Origin of the sequence: Acinetobacter sp. BIGb0196, from assembly GCF_011759595.1 — a bacterium.
GTDB lineage: Bacteria > Pseudomonadota > Gammaproteobacteria > Pseudomonadales > Moraxellaceae > Acinetobacter > Acinetobacter guillouiae.
In genome coordinates this window covers 784,799-805,080 of the sequence record NZ_JAAOZA010000002.1, presented here as the reverse complement: position 1 = coordinate 805,080, position 20,282 = coordinate 784,799, and the positions used below count along the sequence as shown (strand labels likewise).

The 20,282-nt window shown below is 41.5% G+C and carries 16 protein-coding genes, 2 tRNA genes and 2 rRNA genes; 8 read left to right on the top strand and 12 right to left on the bottom strand.

The annotated features are described in order from the left end of the window. Positions 1–126 precede the first annotated feature (126 nt). The 7 genes from FHR28_RS16600 to FHR28_RS16570 all read right to left on the bottom strand — a co-directional run bounded on the left by FHR28_RS16600 (position 127) and on the right by FHR28_RS16570 (position 8,590). Positions 127–3,017: ribosomal RNA gene (locus tag FHR28_RS16600) — 23S ribosomal RNA — on the bottom strand. Between the two features lie 337 nt (positions 3,018–3,354). Next, positions 3,355–3,430, bottom strand: a tRNA-Ala gene (locus FHR28_RS16595). A gap of 44 nt (positions 3,431–3,474) precedes the next feature. Next, a tRNA-Ile gene (locus FHR28_RS16590) sits at positions 3,475–3,551 on the bottom strand. 59 nt (positions 3,552–3,610) lie between these two features. Further along, positions 3,611–5,149 (bottom strand): 16S ribosomal RNA (locus FHR28_RS16585). Together the 16S and 23S rRNA genes with 2 tRNA genes alongside form the textbook arrangement of a ribosomal RNA operon. 471 nt (positions 5,150–5,620) lie before the next feature. Next, positions 5,621–6,706, bottom strand: coding sequence for a DUF6670 family protein (locus FHR28_RS16580; protein WP_166783089.1), 1,086 nt, complete (start codon positions 6,704–6,706; stop codon positions 5,621–5,623). Positions 6,707–6,740: 34 nt separating this feature from the next. Further along, entirely contained in the window at positions 6,741–7,568 is an 828-nt protein-coding gene (pssA, locus tag FHR28_RS16575) for a CDP-diacylglycerol--serine O-phosphatidyltransferase (RefSeq protein WP_105713951.1), read from the bottom strand. A 164-nt stretch (positions 7,569–7,732) separates the two neighbouring features. Beyond that, positions 7,733–8,590 carry a 23S rRNA (adenine(2030)-N(6))-methyltransferase RlmJ gene (locus FHR28_RS16570; protein ID WP_004717951.1) on the bottom strand — a complete coding sequence of 286 codons (858 nt, stop codon included), beginning with the start codon at positions 8,588–8,590 and terminating at the stop codon, positions 7,733–7,735. Positions 8,591–8,706: 116 nt separating this feature from the next. On the opposite strand from FHR28_RS16570, the gene FHR28_RS16565 reads away from it, so the two are divergent. Both FHR28_RS16565 and FHR28_RS16560 read left to right on the top strand, forming a co-directional pair. Further along, on the top strand, positions 8,707–9,309 hold the full coding sequence (locus tag FHR28_RS16565) for a 2OG-Fe(II) oxygenase (protein ID WP_004717953.1): 603 nt from the start codon (positions 8,707–8,709) through the stop codon (positions 9,307–9,309). A 104-nt stretch (positions 9,310–9,413) separates the two neighbouring features. Further along, positions 9,414–9,941 carry a hypothetical protein gene (locus tag FHR28_RS16560; RefSeq protein WP_004717956.1) on the top strand — a complete coding sequence of 176 codons (528 nt, stop codon included), beginning with the start codon at positions 9,414–9,416 and terminating at the stop codon, positions 9,939–9,941. Positions 9,942–10,070: 129 nt separating this feature from the next. On the opposite strand, the gene FHR28_RS16555 is transcribed toward FHR28_RS16560, so the two are convergent. The 4 genes from FHR28_RS16555 to FHR28_RS16540 all read right to left on the bottom strand — a co-directional run bounded on the left by FHR28_RS16555 (position 10,071) and on the right by FHR28_RS16540 (position 14,387). Next, the gene (locus FHR28_RS16555) at positions 10,071–10,325 is read right to left on the bottom strand and encodes a DUF2789 family protein (protein WP_166783088.1); all 255 of its coding nucleotides are present in this window, start codon (positions 10,323–10,325) and stop codon (positions 10,071–10,073) included. A gap of 233 nt (positions 10,326–10,558) precedes the next feature. Then, positions 10,559–11,545, bottom strand: coding sequence for a malate dehydrogenase (locus tag FHR28_RS16550; RefSeq protein ID WP_004717959.1), 987 nt, complete (start codon positions 11,543–11,545; stop codon positions 10,559–10,561). 170 nt (positions 11,546–11,715) lie between these two features. Beyond that, on the bottom strand, positions 11,716–12,375 hold the full coding sequence (locus tag FHR28_RS16545) for a ribonuclease T2 family protein (protein WP_004717962.1): 660 nt from the start codon (positions 12,373–12,375) through the stop codon (positions 11,716–11,718). A 38-nt stretch (positions 12,376–12,413) separates the two neighbouring features. Further along, a complete protein-coding gene (locus tag FHR28_RS16540) occupies positions 12,414–14,387 on the bottom strand; it encodes a lytic transglycosylase domain-containing protein (protein ID WP_151801732.1) in 1,974 nt (657 codons plus the stop codon). A 289-nt stretch (positions 14,388–14,676) separates the two neighbouring features. Between FHR28_RS16540 and miaB the strand changes: the two genes are divergently transcribed. Genes miaB through ybeY form a run of 3 tightly spaced genes read left to right on the top strand, consistent with a single transcriptional unit; the run spans position 14,677 to position 17,774 of the window. Continuing rightward, positions 14,677–16,131, top strand: a complete 1,455-nt coding sequence (gene miaB, locus FHR28_RS16535) for a tRNA (N6-isopentenyl adenosine(37)-C2)-methylthiotransferase MiaB (RefSeq protein WP_151956784.1) — start codon at positions 14,677–14,679, stop codon at positions 16,129–16,131. A gap of 38 nt (positions 16,132–16,169) precedes the next feature. After that, positions 16,170–17,279, top strand: a complete 1,110-nt coding sequence (locus tag FHR28_RS16530; RefSeq protein WP_004717967.1) for a PhoH family protein — start codon at positions 16,170–16,172, stop codon at positions 17,277–17,279. A gap of 9 nt (positions 17,280–17,288) precedes the next feature. Continuing rightward, a complete protein-coding gene (gene ybeY / locus FHR28_RS16525; protein ID WP_004818840.1) occupies positions 17,289–17,774 on the top strand; it encodes an rRNA maturation RNase YbeY in 486 nt (161 codons plus the stop codon). Between the two features lie 122 nt (positions 17,775–17,896). Here ybeY and FHR28_RS16520 read toward each other — a convergent pair whose 3' ends face one another. Further along, positions 17,897–18,748, bottom strand: a complete 852-nt coding sequence (locus FHR28_RS16520; protein WP_166783087.1) for a PHP domain-containing protein — start codon at positions 18,746–18,748, stop codon at positions 17,897–17,899. A 44-nt stretch (positions 18,749–18,792) separates the two neighbouring features. Here FHR28_RS16520 and FHR28_RS16515 point away from each other — a divergent pair, with 44 nt between their 5' ends. From FHR28_RS16515 to FHR28_RS16505, 3 genes are read left to right on the top strand one after another with little or no spacing between them, the layout of a single operon-like run. Next, complete coding sequence (locus tag FHR28_RS16515) at positions 18,793–19,407, top strand: septation protein IspZ (protein WP_056516945.1); 615 nt, start codon at positions 18,793–18,795, stop codon at positions 19,405–19,407. Between the two features lie 26 nt (positions 19,408–19,433). Next, positions 19,434–19,736, top strand: a complete 303-nt coding sequence (locus FHR28_RS16510; RefSeq protein ID WP_004717974.1) for a YciI family protein — start codon at positions 19,434–19,436, stop codon at positions 19,734–19,736. A 4-nt stretch (positions 19,737–19,740) separates the two neighbouring features. After that, the gene (locus FHR28_RS16505) at positions 19,741–20,262 is read left to right on the top strand and encodes a hypothetical protein (RefSeq protein ID WP_166783086.1); all 522 of its coding nucleotides are present in this window, start codon (positions 19,741–19,743) and stop codon (positions 20,260–20,262) included. Positions 20,263–20,282 lie beyond the last annotated feature (20 nt).

Sequence of the window (20,282 nt, the reverse complement as noted above, 5' to 3'; positions counted from 1 at the left end):
CTTCGTACCAAATGAGTTTAACAGAACATTTGAGTTGGGTATTGTAACTAGCTTTACAACTAAATCAAGTATGTTTGATCTTTTATGAATCAAATGATGCTTCGTATACAACTGCTTGGGTGTTGTATAGTCAAGCCTCACGAGCAATTAGTATTGGTCAGCTTCATGCGTCACCGCACTTCCACATCCAACCTATCAACGTCGTAGTCTTCAACGGCTCTTTAGAGGACATAAAGTCCTAGGGAAATCTTATCTTGAGGTAGGCTTCCCGCTTAGATGCTTTCAGCGGTTATCCCTTCCGAACATAGCTACCCGGCGATGCGACTGGCGTCACAACCGGTACACCAGAGGTTCGTCCACTCTGGTCCTCTCGTACTAGGAGCAGATCCTCTCAAATTTCCAACGCCCACGGTAGATAGGGACCGAACTGTCTCACGACGTTCTAAACCCAGCTCGCGTACCTCTTTAAATGGCGAACAGCCATACCCTTGGGACCTGCTTCAGCCCCAGGATGAGATGAGCCGACATCGAGGTGCCAAACACCGCCGTCGATATGAACTCTTGGGCGGTATCAGCCTGTTATCCCCAGAGTACCTTTTATCCGTTGAGCGATGGCCCTTCCATACAGAACCACCGGATCACTAAGACCTACTTTCGTACCTGCTCGACTTGTGGGTCTCGCAGTTAAGCGCGCTTTTGCCTTTATACTCTACGCGTGATTTCCGACCACGCTGAGCGCACCTTCGTACTCCTCCGTTACTCTTTAGGAGGAGACCGCCCCAGTCAAACTACCCACCAGACATGGTCCTCGTCCCGGATAACGGGACAGAGTTAGAACCTCAATATTACCAGGGTGGTATTTCAAGGATGGCTCCATAGCAACTGGCGTCACTACTTCAAAGCCTCCCACCTATCCTACACAAGTAAGATCAAAGTTCAATGTCAAGCTGCAGTAAAGGTTCACGGGGTCTTTCCGTCTAGCCGCGGGTACACCGCATCTTCACGGCGATTTCGATTTCACTGAGCCTCTGCTGGAGACAGCGCCCCCATCATTATGCCATTCGTGCAGGTCGGAACTTACCCGACAAGGAATTTCGCTACCTTAGGACCGTTATAGTTACGGCCGCCGTTTACTGGGGCTTCGATCAAGAGCTTCGCTTACGCTAACCCCATCAATTAACCTTCCAGCACCGGGCAGGCATCACACCCTATACGTCCACTTTCGTGTTTGCAGAGTGCTATGTTTTTAATAAACAGTTGCAGGGGCCTGGTTTCTGTGGCTGCCAATAGCTCAAGGAGCAAGTCCTATCACCGTCAGCAGCGTACCTTCTCCCGAAGTTACGGTACCATTTTGCCTAGTTCCTTCAGCAGAGTTCTCTCAAGCGCTTTGGTCTACTCGACCTGACCACCTGTGTCGGTTTAGGGTACGATTCCTGTGTAACTGAAGCTTAGAGACTTTTCCTGGAAGCATAGTATCAGCCACTTCGCTAGTAAACTAGCTTGCTATCAGCTCTCAGCATAGAGCACCCCGGATTTGCCTAAGATGCATGCCTACTGCCTTTCACCTGGACAACCAACGCCAGGCTGACTTAACTTTCTCCGTCCTCTCATCGCATTACACAGAAGTATTGGAATATTAACCAATTTCCCATCGACTACGCCTCTCGGCCTCGCCTTAGGGGTCGACTCACCCAGCCCCGATTAACGTTGGACTGGAACCCTTGGTCTTTCAGCGAACGGGTTTTTCACCCGTTTTGTCGTTACTCACGTCAGCATTCGCACTTCTGATACCTCCAGCATACTTCTCAATACACCTTCATCGGCTTACAGAACGCTCCCCTACCACGTATACATAGTATACATCCGCAGCTTCGGCATATAGTTTTAGCCCCGTTACATCTTCCGCGCAGGCCGACTCGACTAGTGAGCTATTACGCTTTCTTTAAAGGGTGGCTGCTTCTAAGCCAACCTCCTAGCTGTCTATGCCTTCCCACATCGTTTCCCACTTAACTATAATTTGGGGGCCTTAGCTGGCGGTCTGGATTGTTTTCCTCTTGACTACGGACGTTAGCACCCGCAGTCTGTCTCCCGGATAGTACTCATAGGTATTCGGAGTTTGCATCGGTTTGGTAAGTCGGGATGACCCCCTAGCCGAAACAGTGCTCTACCCCCTATGGTATTCGTCCGAGGCGCTACCTAAATAGCTTTCGGGGAGAACCAGCTATCACCGAGTTTGATTAGCCTTTCACCCCTATCCACAAGTCATCCCCTGGCTTTTCAACGACAGTGGGTTCGGTCCTCCAGTTAGTGTTACCCAACCTTCAACCTGCTCATGGATAGATCACCCGGTTTCGGGTCTATACCCAGCAACTAAACGCCCTATTAAGACTCGATTTCTCTACGGCTCCCCTATACGGTTAACCTTGCTACTGAATATAAGTCGCTGACCCATTATACAAAAGGTACGCAGTCACCAAACAAGTTGGCTCCCACTGCTTGTATGCATGCGGTTTCAGGATCTATTTCACTCCCCTCACAGGGGTTCTTTTCGCCTTTCCCTCACGGTACTGGTTCACTATCGGTCAGTCAGGAGTATTTAGCCTTGGAGGATGGTCCCCCCATATTCAGACAAGGTTTCACGTGCCTCGCCCTACTCGTCATCATTATATGTGCCCTTTCGTGTACGGGACTATCACCCTCTACGGTAGCACTTCCCAGAGCTTTCCGCTAAAACACATATAACTTAATGGGCTGATCCCCGTTCGCTCGCCGCTACTGAGGGAATCTCAATTGATTTCTTTTCCTAAGGGTACTGAGATGTTTCACTTCCCCTCGTTCGCCTCGCATGACTATGTATTCATCATGCGATACCTACCTTATGGTAAGTGGGTTTCCCCATTCAGAAATCTCCGGATCACAGGATATTTGCCGCCTCCCCGAAGCTTATCGCAGGCTATTACGTCTTTCATCGCCTCTGACTGCCAAGGCATCCACCACATGCACTTAATTACTTGACTATACAACCCCAAACAGTCGTTAATCCCTACAAGGAGGATCAACAATGTGAACTTAATCACTTCTATTTGTTGCCTGTGAATTTAATCACTATACAGCTTCAATTTAATTCATATACCAAAACGCTTGATTCAGTTTTATCGCTAGTGCTCATTTCATTCAACATTAACAATTGCTTGCTAACATCAACTAAAACGAGTTTAAACAATTATTTCAACTCAAATATATTCTGTTAATGATTCACTACCGCCTCGTCAGCGAGTAGTTAACTGTGATAAATCACAGAACTTAATAAGCTATCTGCTTACTAAGTTCTGTAATCACTTAGTCTTTAATTAGTGGTGGAGACTAACGGAGTCGAACCGTTGACCTCCTGCGTGCAAAGCAGGCGCTCTACCAACTAAGCTAAGTCCCCAGCTTAAGATCTTAATATATCTGCTCTTCTGTGTTCAGTAGACTTGGTGGGTCTGACAAGACTTGAACTTGTGACCCCACGCTTATCAAGCGTGTGCTCTAACCAACTGAGCTACAGACCCTCAGATACATCAATGAAGAACAACTTGTTGTGGATTCTTACCAATCGTCAATCTTTCGTTAAGGAGGTGATCCAGCCGCAGGTTCCCCTACGGCTACCTTGTTACGACTTCACCCCAGTCATCGGCCACACCGTGGTAAGCGTCCTCCTTACGGTTAGACTACCTACTTCTGGTGCAACAAACTCCCATGGTGTGACGGGCGGTGTGTACAAGGCCCGGGAACGTATTCACCGCGGCATTCTGATCCGCGATTACTAGCGATTCCGACTTCATGGAGTCGAGTTGCAGACTCCAATCCGGACTACGATCGGCTTTTTGAGATTAGCATCCTATCGCTAGGTAGCAACCCTTTGTACCGACCATTGTAGCACGTGTGTAGCCCTGGTCGTAAGGGCCATGATGACTTGACGTCGTCCCCGCCTTCCTCCAGTTTGTCACTGGCAGTATCCTTAAAGTTCCCACCCGAAGTGCTGGCAAATAAGGAAAAGGGTTGCGCTCGTTGCGGGACTTAACCCAACATCTCACGACACGAGCTGACGACAGCCATGCAGCACCTGTATGTAAGTTCCCGAAGGCACCAATCCATCTCTGGAAAGTTCTTACTATGTCAAGACCAGGTAAGGTTCTTCGCGTTGCATCGAATTAAACCACATGCTCCACCGCTTGTGCGGGCCCCCGTCAATTCATTTGAGTTTTAGTCTTGCGACCGTACTCCCCAGGCGGTCTACTTATCGCGTTAGCTGCGCCACTAAAGCCTCAAAGGCCCCAACGGCTAGTAGACATCGTTTACGGCATGGACTACCAGGGTATCTAATCCTGTTTGCTCCCCATGCTTTCGTACCTCAGCGTCAGTATTAGGCCAGATGGCTGCCTTCGCCATCGGTATTCCTCCAGATCTCTACGCATTTCACCGCTACACCTGGAATTCTACCATCCTCTCCCATACTCTAGCTTCCCAGTATCGAATGCAATTCCCAAGTTAAGCTCGGGGATTTCACATCCGACTTAAAAAGCCGCCTACGCACGCTTTACGCCCAGTAAATCCGATTAACGCTCGCACCCTCTGTATTACCGCGGCTGCTGGCACAGAGTTAGCCGGTGCTTATTCTGCGAGTAACGTCCACTCATCTTGGGTATTAACCAAGAGAGCCTCCTCCTCGCTTAAAGTGCTTTACAACCATAAGGCCTTCTTCACACACGCGGCATGGCTGGATCAGGGTTCCCCCCATTGTCCAATATTCCCCACTGCTGCCTCCCGTAGGAGTCTGGGCCGTGTCTCAGTCCCAGTGTGGCGGATCATCCTCTCAGACCCGCTACAGATCGTCGCCTTGGTAGGCCTTTACCCCACCAACTAGCTAATCCGACTTAGGCTCATCTATTAACGCAAGGTCACAAGTGATCCCCTGCTTTCCCCCGTAGGGCGTATGCGGTATTAGCATCCCTTTCGAGATGTTGTCCCCCATTAATAGGCAGATTCCTAAGTATTACTCACCCGTCCGCCGCTAGGTCAGTTACCGAAGCAACCTCCCCCGCTCGACTTGCATGTGTTAAGCCTGCCGCCAGCGTTCAATCTGAGCCATGATCAAACTCTTCAGTTAAAAATCATTAGTGACTTAAGGTCACAATTCTGGCTCATCAATGTACTGACAAATTCTCTCAAATAAACTTCGAGTAATTTAAACCAATCAATCAATGATAATATTTCGATCAATCAATCAGTAAAAATCCACACAAGTTGTTCTTCATATTCTCTTAATGATCTTCTCAATGCTTCGTCAGCATCAAGCTAGGTCGGCTATACTACTCTCTATCTCTAAAAAGTCAATCAATAATGTTAATTATTTTTTCTAACAAACCCAACTTCAACCTCATCTTAAAATCTCAATTCGAAATCTTAACAACTTAATCAAGTGCCTGATTTATCAGAAGTTTTATTTAACATCACCGCCGATGGATGTGCATTCTACAGCATTCCCAATCCAACACAACCCCTTTTTTTAATTATTTTTCATTTTATCTATCACTTGCTTATTTATTCTTCTAAATTGGCCTTATTCCTGTTTTTTGGTCTATTTTTTAAGCATGATCAGCACAGGACTGCTCGATTTATTTGATAATTTATTGTCTTTATCTATTTCCTGCCATTTTAAAGGGCGGCAATCTATATATTCACAGTAACCACCCTCACCTTGATAATATTCATCATTGAGATGTAGTTGATAAACAAAACTTCCAACATAACCCGCGGCTAAGCCAAATTTATAATCACCACGGCTTTGTGCTTGAATATCAATTTTGGTATTTTCATCTTGATATTGCCATTCAAACTCGCGTGGTAAATACATCTCCTGATGATTTACTGTTGTCACTTTAGGGAACACCCGATGAATATTGAAACAGACCTGTCGATCAAGCATTTTTGTTTCATTGTTTTGAATATCTCGAATATAGACACGTGAATGTAAAATATTATTCATCTGATCACGACTATGCATAAAAATAATCTGTAGATCATCATTCACTTGAATCAATTGATATGTATACAGCGCATAAGGCAGATAAGGAAAATTCACTGTTTTCATATATTCAAAAACAGCATTTTGTTCAATTTGGTAATTTTGATCTTTGTATTGAATTGTCCCTTTACAATGCGCAACCAAAGACCAGTGCTGTGCAAATCCAAATTTCAAATGAATAAAATGAGAAATTAAAGGCATTGTTGTAATGCTTAAATTCACACTCAATTCGTCATCTTGTCTTTGAATAGTAAAATCAGGAATTTTTCCAAACACTTTTTCTTTTTGACCAAATGTATAGGTCACATTGCTATTTTCATCAAGGTGAAATTGGCATTCATGCTGAATTGAGTATGAGTTTAATTGTCCCACCATATGGGGGCTGGAGCTGACCAGTAAGGTTGCTGTATCTAAAGCAGTTGTTGAGATTTCATTGTTATTGCAAAAAACAGGACTATTGGGCTGTCCAATCAAACTAAAAAAATTGAGGTAATGCAACGGTGCAGGTAAATTGGCAAGCACTAATTTTTGATGAATAATTTTATATCTGTCTTGTGGGGGATGACAGCAAAGTTCTATAGGCTTTTGAGCTTGATTCAGCTGTTTAGACTGATCTAAGAAATCTTGAAACAACCGCATATCAAGCCCCCTTACCTTTTTATCTTTTTACATTTTATTCAACAGTAGTCTTTCTCGCTAAGAATGTTGTCACAAAACCAGAAATCGCATAGATAATCGAAATGACTAAAATCCCTACAGGAATATTATAAGTGATTGCTGCAAGGATAAAAACTGCTATAGGCAACACAAAGAATGGAACACGTTTACGGTCTACTGTTTTAAAAGAATAATATTTGATATTTGATATCATCAACAAACCTACTGCAATGATAACAAATGCATTGGTCGCTTGAATTGCAACATCTTTTAAATCAAAAATATAGGTAAAATCTTGTCCAACCCATACCCATGCAATAATAATAATCGCTGCCAATGGGCTTGCCACACCGATGAAATAACGCTTATCGACCACACCAATTTGTACATTAAAGCGGGCTAAACGAAATGCAGCACATGCGGTATAAACAAAACAAGCAGCCAAGCCAATTCGCCCGAGATCATGCAAACTCCAGCTATACATCAAAATTGCTGGCGCAACACCAAATGCCAAGAGATCAGAAAGTGAATCGAATTGTTCACCAAAAGCACTTTGTGCACCAATTGCACGAGCAACACGACCATCTAAACCATCAAATAGTGCTGCAAGGAAAATCGCATAAACGGCTTGAGTGAAGTCACCATTCATACTGGCAATGATCGAGTAAAAGCCAGATAACAACGCAGATGTTGTAATCAGGTTAGGCCACAAATAGATTCCGCGACGTTTGACCTTCTGCCCTTCATGGGTATGCTCTTCTTCTTCCACTTCAAAAGTAATGCCATCAAATCCATGGTCTTGATTAGAAGAGTTTGGGCTTTCTGGTTTATTTATATTTGTCATTTTTTGAATCCTATCTATGGCTCTTATGGAGCTGTTGATATCTCACTTAAATATTTTATCACATTCATTTTTAAGTGAAATTGATGTGAATTACTCAATGTATTTCGTCTTAATTTGTAATTCACACCATCGTTCATGTTTCTGTTGATATCCAATCGAATGGATTATTCACCCACTAACCAGCGAACAGCAGCATGTCCACCATTTTCACTCATACGTAAATGTGGGAACAACCATTGTAATGCCTCATCAGCATCGTTAGAGAATTTCCAAGGTGGGTTAATCACCAACAAACCACAACCATTCAAGCCGACTGGTGTGTCATCTGGCCAAACACAAACTTCACAAACCAACTGACGGCGAATCCCTGTTTTCATCATTTTCTTTTCAAAACGATCAATCATGGCACGGTCTTTAATTGGATACCAAATGGCAAATACACCTGTTGGCCATTTTTTATGTGCGGTGGCAATCAACTCGACCAATTGCGGAAAGTCTTTACGTTCTAATTCATAAGGTGGATCGATCATCACCAAACCACGTTTTTCTTTTGGTGGAATAACCCCCAAAAGACCTTCATAAGCATCACGCTCATGTAAACCCGCACGTTTATCGCGAATATTAAAATACAATTGTTGGAACACATCACGCTGCATTTCAAAAATAGTCGCTTTATCAATATCACGCATGCCTTCAAGTGCAAACCACGGTGAACCTGGATAAGCGCCTTTACCTGAACCTGCACGCATATCTTCAACAATTTTAAGATATTGTTTTACACCTTCAGGCGCATTACGTTTAATCGACTCATCAAGCTTAACCAGACGATGAATCCCCGTTAAGAATTCACCTGATTTTTGTGCTTCAGAAGTAGATAAATCATATTTACCTGCACCACCATGTGTATCTATATAGCGATATGGTTTGTCTTTAGTATTTAGACGTGTCAAAAGTTGCAGCAATAACACATGTTTCATGACATCGGCAAAGTTGCCTGCATGGAAATGGTGACGGTAATTCATGTTTCGATTAATTCCTGAGTTCAATAATCATTTTAACACGAAAAAATATTTCTTCACTGTCCATCGTTTGTTCTAATATAACAACATATCTTTATTGCACTATTTTTTGGTAATTTATGGAAGCGCTGCTACTCCCAAAGTCATGGAATGTTGATCAAATTCTTGATGATTTAGATCAACATGGATTTACCATTATTGATCATGCTTACTCCGCTGAATACGGACTTCAACTGGTTGCAGAATGTACTTCAAATTTAAATCGCTTTCGTGAAGCAGCAATTCAAAATGGTGTGATCAGCAATATTCGCAGCGACCATATCTTGTGGATCAATGAAGAGCTCACGATCGCACAACAACATATTGATGCACTCAAACAGCTCTCGCAAATTTTAAACTACTCATTTTATTTAGGCATTCAGGATGTAGAAGCACATTTTGCTTGCTATAACGCAGGTGAATTCTATGCACTTCATCGCGATAATCCACAAGGTAAAAATGGTCGTATGATTTCTACGGTGTATTATCTACACCAAGAATGGCAGGATGACTGGGGCGGAAAGTTACACTTACAGGATAAAAATAATGTTTGGCATACAATAGATCCCCAGCCTAATCGTATTGCCATGTTCCAAAGTGATTTATTACATGAAGTGCTAGAAGCCAAACATCAGCGACTATCAATTACCGCATGGCTAAGAAGCGACAATACTGTGTTGTAATATACTCAGTTTTCAAATTTGCAACGCTGTATCTCTATAGGCCAAGCTTTAAATTATTGAAATAGACCTCATAATACTCTTCATAAATTCAGAGGATTCAGCACATGTTTGATAATACAAAACAAATCATCTCGCGTATTGGGGAAACAGATCAATTGTATTTGTCAGGCAATACACCTGAACTTGCACTTGAACGTGGGGACTTACGCTTACAGCTGGTCACTCAAAGTCATTCAAAGCAGGAACAAATTCATTTCTTGCAAGAAGCCATTGTTTTACTTGAAACTGCACGATTTGAATATGAAGAAATGCCAATGTCAGTCTACATTCAGCTTTCTTTGCATTTGGCCAAAGCCTATATGATTTACTTTGAATTGACCAAAGAATCACGTTATGCCTTGATTACGCAGCAGATTTTAAAACCTTTGGCACAACATCATCATGCTGATATTTACTTTATGTTGGCTTATGCATCTGTGAGTAAAAATGAATTTGCACTGACTCGTCACTGGCTGAGTAAATATATCAAGACAGCTGATTTTGATTTAGCCTTACTGCAACAACACACTGCCTTTAGACCTGTTCGCAATGAAACTTGGTTTAGTCAAATGATTCAGTCTAAATTACATTGATCAGCACTATGCACATTCAAAATAACTCAATTTGTTATTCGTTTTGATCAATGCTAATTTGATCGATGCGAAATAGAAAAGATGGCCATAACGGCCATCTTTTTTGTTGCTCTGGGGGAAACTAAATCATTAGGCTGTTAGCTTATATGCATCTAGATGTAATTGTTGGTTTAACTCATCAATCCAAATTGCCCAAGCATCATCTTGTACCAAATGACTGATTAATAAGTCACGTTGAGATTTATTCCAAAACGGCGCTTCATGTAATGAAAGATTTGCTGGCAATTGATGAGTGCGTATATATAGCTCAATTGCTGCTGGACTATTTGCCAAACCAAGTTGAGAAAATAGTAATTCTAAGGATGGTGTGTTCGTCCTGAGCATATTGCCTCCTTATATAAATTTATTTGTCATCTTTTATTCAATTAACTTATAAGAAAATAATTTTAAAAGATAGTCTAGATTTTAATTTTCTTGTTTCAATTTGTGATTAAAAAACAAACAAATGTTGGCTTAATATCAATTATCGATTCTCAGAATATTCGATTTGAAGCATAAAAAAAGCACTCAAAATAGAGTGCTTTTTCAAAATTAATCTTTAACAGATTAATTTTTAATTATTTAAGCATATCAGCAATAGCTGCGCGCTCTTCTTCAAGTTCTTGAAGTGTTTTGTCCATACGTTCACGGCTGAATGCATCAATTTCTAAGCCTTCAACACGAGTGTATTCGCCATTTTCACAAATTACAGGAACACCGTACATCACACCTTCAGGAATTCCATAAGAACCGTCAGAAGGAATACCCATTGTTACCCATTCGCCATTGGTGCCAAGCGCCCAATCACGCATATGATCGATCGCAGCATTTGCAGCAGAAGCAGCAGAAGAAAGACCACGCGCTTCAATGATTGCAGCACCACGTTTACCAACAGTTGGAAGGAATACGTTTGCGTTCCAATCAGCATCGTTGATTTTGTCTTTTAAGCTTACGCCATTTGCAGTTGCAAAACGGTAGTCCGCATACATTGTTGGAGAGTGGTTACCCCAAACTGTAAGGTTTTTGATATCCGCTACAGCAACACCCGCTTTTTGAGCAATTTGAGTCAACGCACGGTTGTGGTCAAGACGTAACATTGCTGTAAAGTTCTTCGCTGGAAGATCTGGAGCAGATTTCATTGCGATATAAGCATTTGTATTTGCAGGGTTACCTACAACAAGTACTTTAACGTCACGGCTCGCAACTTCGTTAAGTGCTTGGCCTTGACCAATGAAGATTTCACCGTTCACTTTCAACAAGTCAGCACGTTCCATACCAGGACCGCGTGGACGTGAACCAACCAATAACGCGTAGTCAGCATCTTTAAATGCAACTTTTGGATCATCAGTACCGATCATGCCAGCCAATAATGGGAAAGCACAGTCATCTAATTCCATCATTACGCCTTTAAGCGCAGCTTGAGCTTTCTCAAATGGAACTTCTAACAATTGCAAAATAACGGGTTGGTCTTTACCAAGCATTTCACCGCTAGCGATACGGAATAATAAGCTGTAACCGATTTGACCAGCTGCGCCAGTAACGGCAACGCGAACAGGTTGCTTCATGTAATTATCTCCAATGAGGATCGTTAATGTGATTAAACGGTTAAATCCGTTTTAATCGAATTATCATAAACGGCAAAGATTGTACTCCAATCCTTTAACAGTTGCATGTAAAAGAGAATGCTTTTCAACAAAAGTATGATAGGAAATATAAATAAAATTCCTCAGAAGAACTAATAAGTCCCTTTGATCGAGAATGTATTTGGGCAGTTTGAAACAATGTGATTTGAACATTGTTTATACTGACCATTGACCCGATAACACACTTGAACCTCGGTTAACACTGGGTTTGATGATGAACTTTGACAAGTAAAACGGATACTGTCGTTATTCATTCCCGGGTTTAATCTAACAAATTGAGTTTTTAACGCATTATGTTGCACATTCTTGTTTTCAGAGCTGGTTAAATCTGCAGGAATTTTCAAACGATCTGCTAAATTAATCACAGTTCTAAAATATTGACTCGCGTTCATTGGAACACAGCCACCCACGCTACGCCACAACTGAATACGTGCATTTTCCTCAGGCATTACCCGTGCAACCACCTTAGCTTGTAAAGGGGTCAAACTTGCAGATGTATTGGTGGTGCAATTCCGCTCTGTCGTTTCAGGCAACAGACCTGTGATTGTCAATGAATAACCTTCGAGACATTTGCGTTGCTTTTGTTTTGAAGAATCAAGTGCACAGACAGCAGGTGTCAACTGGACTTGCATGACATAGCCTTGTAATTGCGGTGCAGCATGTAACTGCACATTGAGCCCAAACAATCCCGCAAAGCATAAGCTCCATGCTAAGCAAGATTGTTTCAATTTACGCAAAATTTTGAAAATCATTGATTTACCAACAAAGTTTCATCCAAGTCCAAATAGTTTTATTGTGAAACACGGGTTGGAATAACAGGCATACGACTTTCAATCGCTTGAGGCCCTTGTCCCAACAAGATTCCATAATGTGCTGCATTGGTCATCACATTTTTTACATAGTCACGTGTTTCATTCAGAGGAATAGATTCTGTATATTGATCTGCTGAAAGATTTTGATAATCTGGCTGCCAACGTTTCGCGCGATTTGGCCCAGCATTATACCCTGCTGTTGCCAAGACAGGATTACTGCTTAATTGACCATGAATCATCGACAGATAGAAAGTACCATAGCGAATATTGGTATTGGCATCACTGAGCGCAGCAGGATTATAAGTTTCACCCATTTGTTTTGCCACCAACTTTGCAGTGCCTGGCATGATTTGCATCAAACCACCTGCACCAACATGTGAGCGAGCAGCAGTCACAAAACGGCTTTCTTGGCGCATTAAACCATAGGCCCAAGCAGGATCAATACCCGCATTACGGCTATGACTCACCACCAACGACTGATGAGGTGTTGCATAACGATAAACATAGTTATGTTTTTTCTCAGTACGTTCTGCCGCATAAATTGCACGATCATACCAGCCCATATCAGTTGCACGTTTTGCCGCAGCAAGCAGCAACCCATCATCATGTTTTAAGTATGCCTGACGTACCGCCCAGTTCCATTCCCTATTGGTATAAGTTGCAGGCGCATTAATATTTCGTAAAGTAAATGCACGACGGAAATGAATATCGCTATTTAAGCGTTGTTGGTCATCAGTTGAAGGCTGTTCTCTGGCAGGGCTATCATTATACTTTTGCCCCAAATGATCTTTGGCAAGCAGATTATGATAATCATCACCCGACATTGCCAATCGTTGATAGATATCTTTGGCAGTTCTTTTAGATTGTGCATCATTGCGTTGTTCTGAAGCACGCGCCAACCAATATTGCCAACGGTCTTCTTGCTTTTGTGTCACGCTCATACTGTCTATTGCACGAATCACACTTTCCCAAGCCCCAAATCGAATGGCTTGTCGTGCATAAACTTCTGCTTCTTCTGCACTGAAAGGCACACCATAGCTTGCATCAAAATTTTGCAGTACTTCACGATTAAAATTATTTTTCATAACGGTCGTTCCGCCGATATAACCGACAGTACGATAAATATATTTTTGCACATCCGCTGGTACACCCTGAACCAACTTTGGTACTGACTGTAAAGCGCTGGTTAAATCCGTATCTGCTGCACGACCCAGTGCATAAACCAAATAAGCATAATCTTCTACATTGTTTTTGGGTGCAGACCATAAATAATTTAATGGATTGGCTTGGATTTGGTTCAATTGGGTTAACGATAAATTAACGCCAATCGTTTGTGCGGTAGCGATGGCTAGACCAGACTGCCCGGCTCTCAGTTGTGCATATAATCGTTGTTGGCGATCTTGTGCGGTCATGAGTGGGCTACTAAGCATCATGCGGCCTAAACCATTGCATGATTCAGGTTGAGAGTTGGTTGCCAACCAAACATCTTTAAATTCAGCATAGACCAAAACGTCACCAGTTTTCGCACGAACTTGAGCAACAGCACAACGTTCTGCTTGATCTGGATTAGAGACATATTGCAATACAGGTTGCGCGCTGGCGTAATCTGCTTGTTTAACCTTCTCTTCGACATAATCCGCAGCCAACTTTTCCGCCATCGCTGATTGAGGATAACGTTGCGCAAAGCTAATAATATTTGCAGAAGGTTGAAAGGCGAGATTTGAATTCAGTGACCAATACTCAGGATAATAGCCCAAAGCATCATTTTGCATTGAAGAACGATATTGTTCTAAAGCACTTGGATTATTTGCATTGCGTAAAGCATCATTAAACTGCTCTTCAGCAGCATGAGCCACTTGCAGGCTTGTACATGCAACTGTTCCTAAAAGGTAAAGTTTTAATTTATTTTGCTTAAGTTGCTGCTTTAACACCGTTTTTCTCTCAACCTGCATGATGTGCCTTTAACATACTGATGCACTTATTTGTGCCTAGTTTAATTATTCTAATCCATTTCTACTGTTGTGTTATGTAACCTTATGATTCATCATTAATATTGTTCTCTATTTTTTCTTCATAATTTTCATTTTCAATGCCCTACAATCCAATAAATGGCAATAGCCGCTAAATATTTTCCTGAGTTCACTCTAAATGCTATAAAATGGCGCGCCTTTTATGAGTCTGTTAAAATAGCAGGCTTAGTACACATTCAAAATTCCCTTTATTCATAGGAAAGACGCCTCCATGACGGTTCAAACCTTCATTCCCAATGGTGCCAAAGCTGCCTCAGAAAACACTGTAACCCAGCCACAGCACACCCCAGCCGACGGTGCAGTAAAAAAACTGTATATCGAAACGCAAGGGTGTCAGATGAATGAGTATGACAGTCATCGTATGGCAGATCTTTTAGGCGACTCACACGGTTATATTTTAACCAAAGATCCAAGTGACGCAGATATCCTGTTAATGAATACCTGCTCAATTCGAGAAAAAGCCCAAGAAAAAGTATTTTCTGAGTTGGGTCGCTGGCGCAAATTAAAAGAAAAAAATCCTGATCTCGTCATCGGTGTTGGTGGATGTGTTGCTTCTCAAGAAGGCGACAACATTCAAAAACGTGCACCGTATGTCGATATGGTTTTTGGCCCTCAAACCTTGCACCGTTTACCGCAAATGCTGGATCAGCATGTTGAGCAAATCGAAAAACCGAAAAAAGACAAAATTAAACTCGTAGATATTTCATTCCCTGACATTGAAAAATTCGACTTTTTACCTGAACCGCGTGTTGAAGGTTACAAAGCGTTTGTTTCAATCATGGAAGGTTGTTCAAAGTACTGTTCTTTCTGTGTGGTTCCCTATACTCGTGGTGAAGAAGTTTCTCGTCCTTTGGATGATGTCTTGGCAGAAATCGCTGGTTTGGCTGAAAAAGGCGTTCGTGAAATTAGCCTTTTAGGACAAAATGTAAATGGCTACCGTGGTGAAACTTTTGAAGGTGAAATTTGTACCTTTGCAGATTTATTACGTCTGGTTGCAGAAATTCCAGGAATCGGTCGTTTACGTTATACAACCTCACATCCGCTCGAATTTAATGAAGATTTAATTCAATGCTACCGTGACCTACCACAAATGGTTTCACATCTGCATTTACCAGTACAAAGTGGCTCAAATGATGTGTTACAAGCGATGAAGCGTAACCACACCATTGATGTCTATATCGAAAAGATTGCCAAACTGCGTAAAGCTCGTCCAGATATGCATTTATCTTCAGATTTCATCATCGGCTTCCCTGGTGAAACTGATGTACATTTTGAAGAAACCTATCAGTTTATCCAAGATTTAGACTTTGATCATTCTTATAGTTTTGTTTATTCAAAACGTCCTGGCACACCAGCGTCTGAATTACCTGATGACACCTCTGATGCAGTCAAGAAAGAACGTTTAGCCAAAGTTCAACACTGGATTAAGCAATCAAGTATTCGTAAAACCGATGCGATGTTAGGGACCATTCAACGTGTACTGGTTGAAAATGTTTCTAATAAAGATCCAAATTTATTGGTCGGTACAGCTGACAATACACGTTTAGTAACATTTGTAGGTGACGCCTCTTGGGTCGGACGCTTTGCAGAGATTGAGGTTACAGAGATTAAGACCCTAAATTTAGTTTATGGAGAACTCTTGAATCTTGAGCCTGACGTGGCGTAATGTAAGGGTATAGACTTTACTTTAAAAAAGGATATCTCTTGACTGCAGCGATTCGACGTACAGTAGCTTTTCCAGGTATTTCAGTTGAACGTTTAAAAAGCATGTTAGGTGCTTATAACGGTCATCTGAAACAAATCGAACAACGTTTAAATGTCAACATTTCTCATCGCAACGATAACTTCTATATCGATGGTGATTTAGAAGCAGTTGAGAGAGCTGAAGGTTTATTGCAGCGTTTGCATGCAGAAGCTGAACTCTCTCAGCAAATCAGTGCTGATACGATTCATTTGATGATTCAAGGCAGCCAAACTGACCGTGAGTTACAAGACGACCTTTCAGACAATGAGCATACCGGTTTAGATGATGTCTGGTTGCAAACGCGTAAAGGTCGAATCAACCCTCGTGGTGCCAATCAAAAACGTTATGTACAACGTATTCTACAAAGTGATATTTCTTTCGGAATCGGCCCTGCAGGTACAGGTAAAACCTATCTTGCAGTCGCTGCTGCGGTAGATATGCTAGAACGTAATGAAATTCAACGTATCCTTTTGGTTCGCCCTGCTGTTGAAGCTGGAGAAAAACTTGGTTTCTTGCCGGGTGATTTAAGCCAAAAGATCGACCCATATCTACGCCCGCTATATGATGCGTTGTATGAAATGCTTGGTTTTGAAAAAGTTGCAAAACTGATTGAGCGCCAAGTGATTGAAGTTGCACCACTTGCTTATATGCGTGGTCGTACATTAAATCATTCCTTTGTAATTCTCGATGAAGCACAAAACACCACCCCTGAACAGATGAAGATGTTTTTGACCCGTTTAGGTTTTGGTTCTCGTGCAGTGATCACCGGGGATATTACACAGGTCGATTTACCACGCGGGCAACAGTCTGGTCTTGCTCACGCATTGCGTATTATCGAAAAGATCAAAGAAATTCACATCACTCGCTTCCATTCCCGTGATGTCGTTCGTCACCAGCTGGTACAAAAAATTGTAGAGGCTTATGAAGGATGGGACAGTGAACAATACCGTTTAAGTGCTGAAGCACGTGCAGAACGTAAAGCACGTCAAGAAGCCTTAATTTCTGAAAATGATTCTGCCGCAGATGCTCAACATGAAGAACATACTGCTGCAAATCAGGAAAATGTTTAAGGACTGTTTTTGAAACTTAGCTTATCGTTACAACAAGCGTTTGAAGCACCAGAATTGGTGCTCAAACGTGTCTATGTAAAAAAAGTCATTGAAACAACACTACGTCATATTGATGTAGACCAAGATTGTGAAATCGGAATTGCGTGTGTTGATGAAGATGAAAGTCACAAATTAAATTTTGAATATCGTGAAAAAGACAAACCCACCAATGTATTGTCTTTTCCAAGTGAAATTCCAGAAGAAGTTTTACCCATGCTCGATGCATTACCCATCGGTGATTTAGTCATTTGCATCCCCGTGGTTTTACAAGAGTCGATTGAACAACAAAAGACACCGATTGAGCATTTCACTCATATGCTGGTTCATGGCACCTTACATTTAATGGGTTATGACCATGAAACTTCTGATGATGATGCTGAAGAAATGGAAGCACTCGAAATTGAAATCTTGAAAAAACTAGGCTTTGAAAACCCTTATACTGTTAAAGAAAGTTGATTTTATAATCAACCCCAAATCCCTCTGCTCTAGAGGGATTTTTTGTTTCATTCAAATGAGATGCCTTTCAAAAACAGATCTCATTCGAAAATCTAAGTATTTGAATACATCATCACGGTGTATTATCGGAAACTCTCCCAAATCCCTACTTGCCCTTCTTTGACGCGTGGAATATTGCCTAATTTAATCCAAGGCATATTATCACCATGAAAATCACTCCCCACAGAGACTTTTAAACCATATTCAGCAATCATTCGATCAACCATTTGTCGTGTTGAAGCGGGTTCCATTGCGGGTGGAAGCTCAACAGCATCACCACCATATTGTGCAAAGATTTCAATTAAATAACGGGTATTTGTTGCTGATAGATCATAACGTGTTGGGTGTGCCAATACTGCAAAACCTTGACTTTCATGAATCACCTGAATGGTTTCTGCCAAACCTAAACCATCAAATTTTACATAGGCTTTTTTACCTTCCTTAATGTATTTATCAAATGCCTGCTGTGCGCGCTGAACAAAACCCTTTTCTACAAGCGTCTTGGCAATATGCGTCCGAGTAATCCGATCAGGTTTACCATCCACCTTTGCCACAACTTCTGCATAAATATCCTGATGAATCAAAGGAATTAACAGATCACAGATTTGCTTGGCTCGCTCAGCACGAATTTTCTTCTGTTGCGTTAAAAGCTGTTGTAATGGTTCAGGATTTTGCATATTGAGCGCAACAATATGCACACCATAACTTTTTTTAGTCTCAGGTCTGGACCATTGACTAGAGATTTCTACACCTGAAATGATTTGAATTGGTTGATTTTTTGCAAATTGTTCAGCTTGTATTAAGCCATCCATGCTATCGTGGTCCGTCAATGCAAGTGTATGTATGCTTTTCTCGATGGCAGCTTGAACCAATAACTCTGGCGTCAGAGTCCCATCAGAAATATTACTGTGAGTATGTAAATCTATGCCTTGCATCTTTTATACTATCCCATCAACCTGAACAGACTAGATACTTTAACATGAAAGCACTTTTAGACTTTGTGCCCCTCATTATTTTTTACTATTTACTTAAAACGGTTGATCCTAAAGATAGTCATCACCCGCTATTACAATTAATAGATTATACGGGTGGAACAAATAACAATGACATATTAGTTGCAACTACTGGTTTAGTTCTATCTATGATCATTATTTATGGTGGGTTGTTTATCCATCAAAAATTTAAACTTGAAAAACAACAGTGGATTATCTTATTAATAACAATCGTGATGGGAGGCATTACGCTTGCATTAAGAGATGCAACTTATATTAAATTAAAAGCAATTCTTATTAATTTTGTATTTGCGACAATTTTGATCGGTTCACCATATTTTGCCAAAGATAAAAAGCCTCTCATTCAACGTTTATTAGATCCAATATTAGATCTAACACCAAATGGATGGCTAAAACTCAATTTTGCTTGGGCAGGCTTATTTATCACAACAGCTTTATTACATATTTTCTTTGCATTTATTTTTATGGATGGAAAATATTGGGGGGAATTTACAGTATTTGGTGACATGATACTGATGATTTCCTTTATGATAGCCCAATTTGTTATATTACGAAAACACCTTAGATCCACTGACGAATAAAGTGTTTTAGAAAATCGAGAAATATCATGCCATTATTTGTAATTACGTGTACAGATCAAGCAGGTACAGTAGAAAAACGTCTTGCTGTACGCCCACAACATTTAGCTCGACTCGAGAAGTTAGATGCTGAAGGCCGTGTCATCGTGGCTGGCGCGATGCCGATTGATCGTGAAAATCCACAAGCAGGTTTTTATGGCAGTACTTTAATTCTCGATTTTGACAGCCGTGAAGCTTTGGATGAATGGTTAAAAGACGAACCTTTCTTAAAAGAAGGGATTTATAGTCATATTGATGTTAAACCATTCAATAAAGCATTGCCTAAGGGATAACATAATGCGCGTTGTCGTCCAAAGCTTACTTAGCCTGACTTTAAGTTCTTTTGTACTTTTATCACCTGTTGTATCGGCTGAGACTACTCAATCTTCAGCGACTCAAGCAACGACGGCAGCGCCTACTCAGGCGGCCCAACCTGTTGCACCGCCAAAACCGAGTATTATTCCTGCTGTAGCAGGTGCAAATTCCAGCACCCAAACACAGGCGCAAGCACAAGAAAACAAACCTTTAACGGCTGAACAAATTAGCAAAGAAAAAGCGTCTCAAGATGCCAAAGCTAAAGCTTTGGTTAAAGACCAAGCAACACGTTTACAGCAACTTGAAAAGGCCAATTTAGAAGCCCTTTCACAGAACCAAGAATTACAACTCAAAAATGACAATCTGGGTGTACAAGTTCAAGTTCTACAAAGTGAACAAAGTGCGCAAATGTTCTTATATGGTGCTGCGACCATTGCTGTTGGTGTTTTACTTGGCTTTTTAATCGCAAGCTATATCTATACCAAACGTCGTCGTCAGTGGTAAGCCCACTGCTTTGACTTTGC

Coding starts and splice junctions, on each gene's coding strand:
- FHR28_RS16505 (WP_166783086.1), top strand. CDS start 19,741: ATGCGCGTTGTCGTCCAAAGCTTACTTAGCCTGACTTTAAGTTCTTTT.
- FHR28_RS16570 (WP_004717951.1), bottom strand. CDS start 8,590: ATGAATTACCGTCACCATTTCCATGCAGGCAACTTTGCCGATGTCATG.
- FHR28_RS16555 (WP_166783088.1), bottom strand. CDS start 10,325: ATGCTCAGGACGAACACACCATCCTTAGAATTACTATTTTCTCAACTT.
- FHR28_RS16515 (WP_056516945.1), top strand. CDS start 18,793: ATGAAAGCACTTTTAGACTTTGTGCCCCTCATTATTTTTTACTATTTA.
- pssA (WP_105713951.1), bottom strand. CDS start 7,568: ATGACAAATATAAATAAACCAGAAAGCCCAAACTCTTCTAATCAAGAC.
- FHR28_RS16545 (WP_004717962.1), bottom strand. CDS start 12,375: ATGATTTTCAAAATTTTGCGTAAATTGAAACAATCTTGCTTAGCATGG.
- FHR28_RS16540 (WP_151801732.1), bottom strand. CDS start 14,387: ATGCAGGTTGAGAGAAAAACGGTGTTAAAGCAGCAACTTAAGCAAAAT.
- miaB (WP_151956784.1), top strand. CDS start 14,677: ATGACGGTTCAAACCTTCATTCCCAATGGTGCCAAAGCTGCCTCAGAA.
- FHR28_RS16520 (WP_166783087.1), bottom strand. CDS start 18,748: ATGCAAGGCATAGATTTACATACTCACAGTAATATTTCTGATGGGACT.
- FHR28_RS16580 (WP_166783089.1), bottom strand. CDS start 6,706: ATGCGGTTGTTTCAAGATTTCTTAGATCAGTCTAAACAGCTGAATCAA.
- FHR28_RS16510 (WP_004717974.1), top strand. CDS start 19,434: ATGCCATTATTTGTAATTACGTGTACAGATCAAGCAGGTACAGTAGAA.
- FHR28_RS16550 (WP_004717959.1), bottom strand. CDS start 11,545: ATGAAGCAACCTGTTCGCGTTGCCGTTACTGGCGCAGCTGGTCAAATC.
- FHR28_RS16565 (WP_004717953.1), top strand. CDS start 8,707: ATGGAAGCGCTGCTACTCCCAAAGTCATGGAATGTTGATCAAATTCTT.
- FHR28_RS16560 (WP_004717956.1), top strand. CDS start 9,414: ATGTTTGATAATACAAAACAAATCATCTCGCGTATTGGGGAAACAGAT.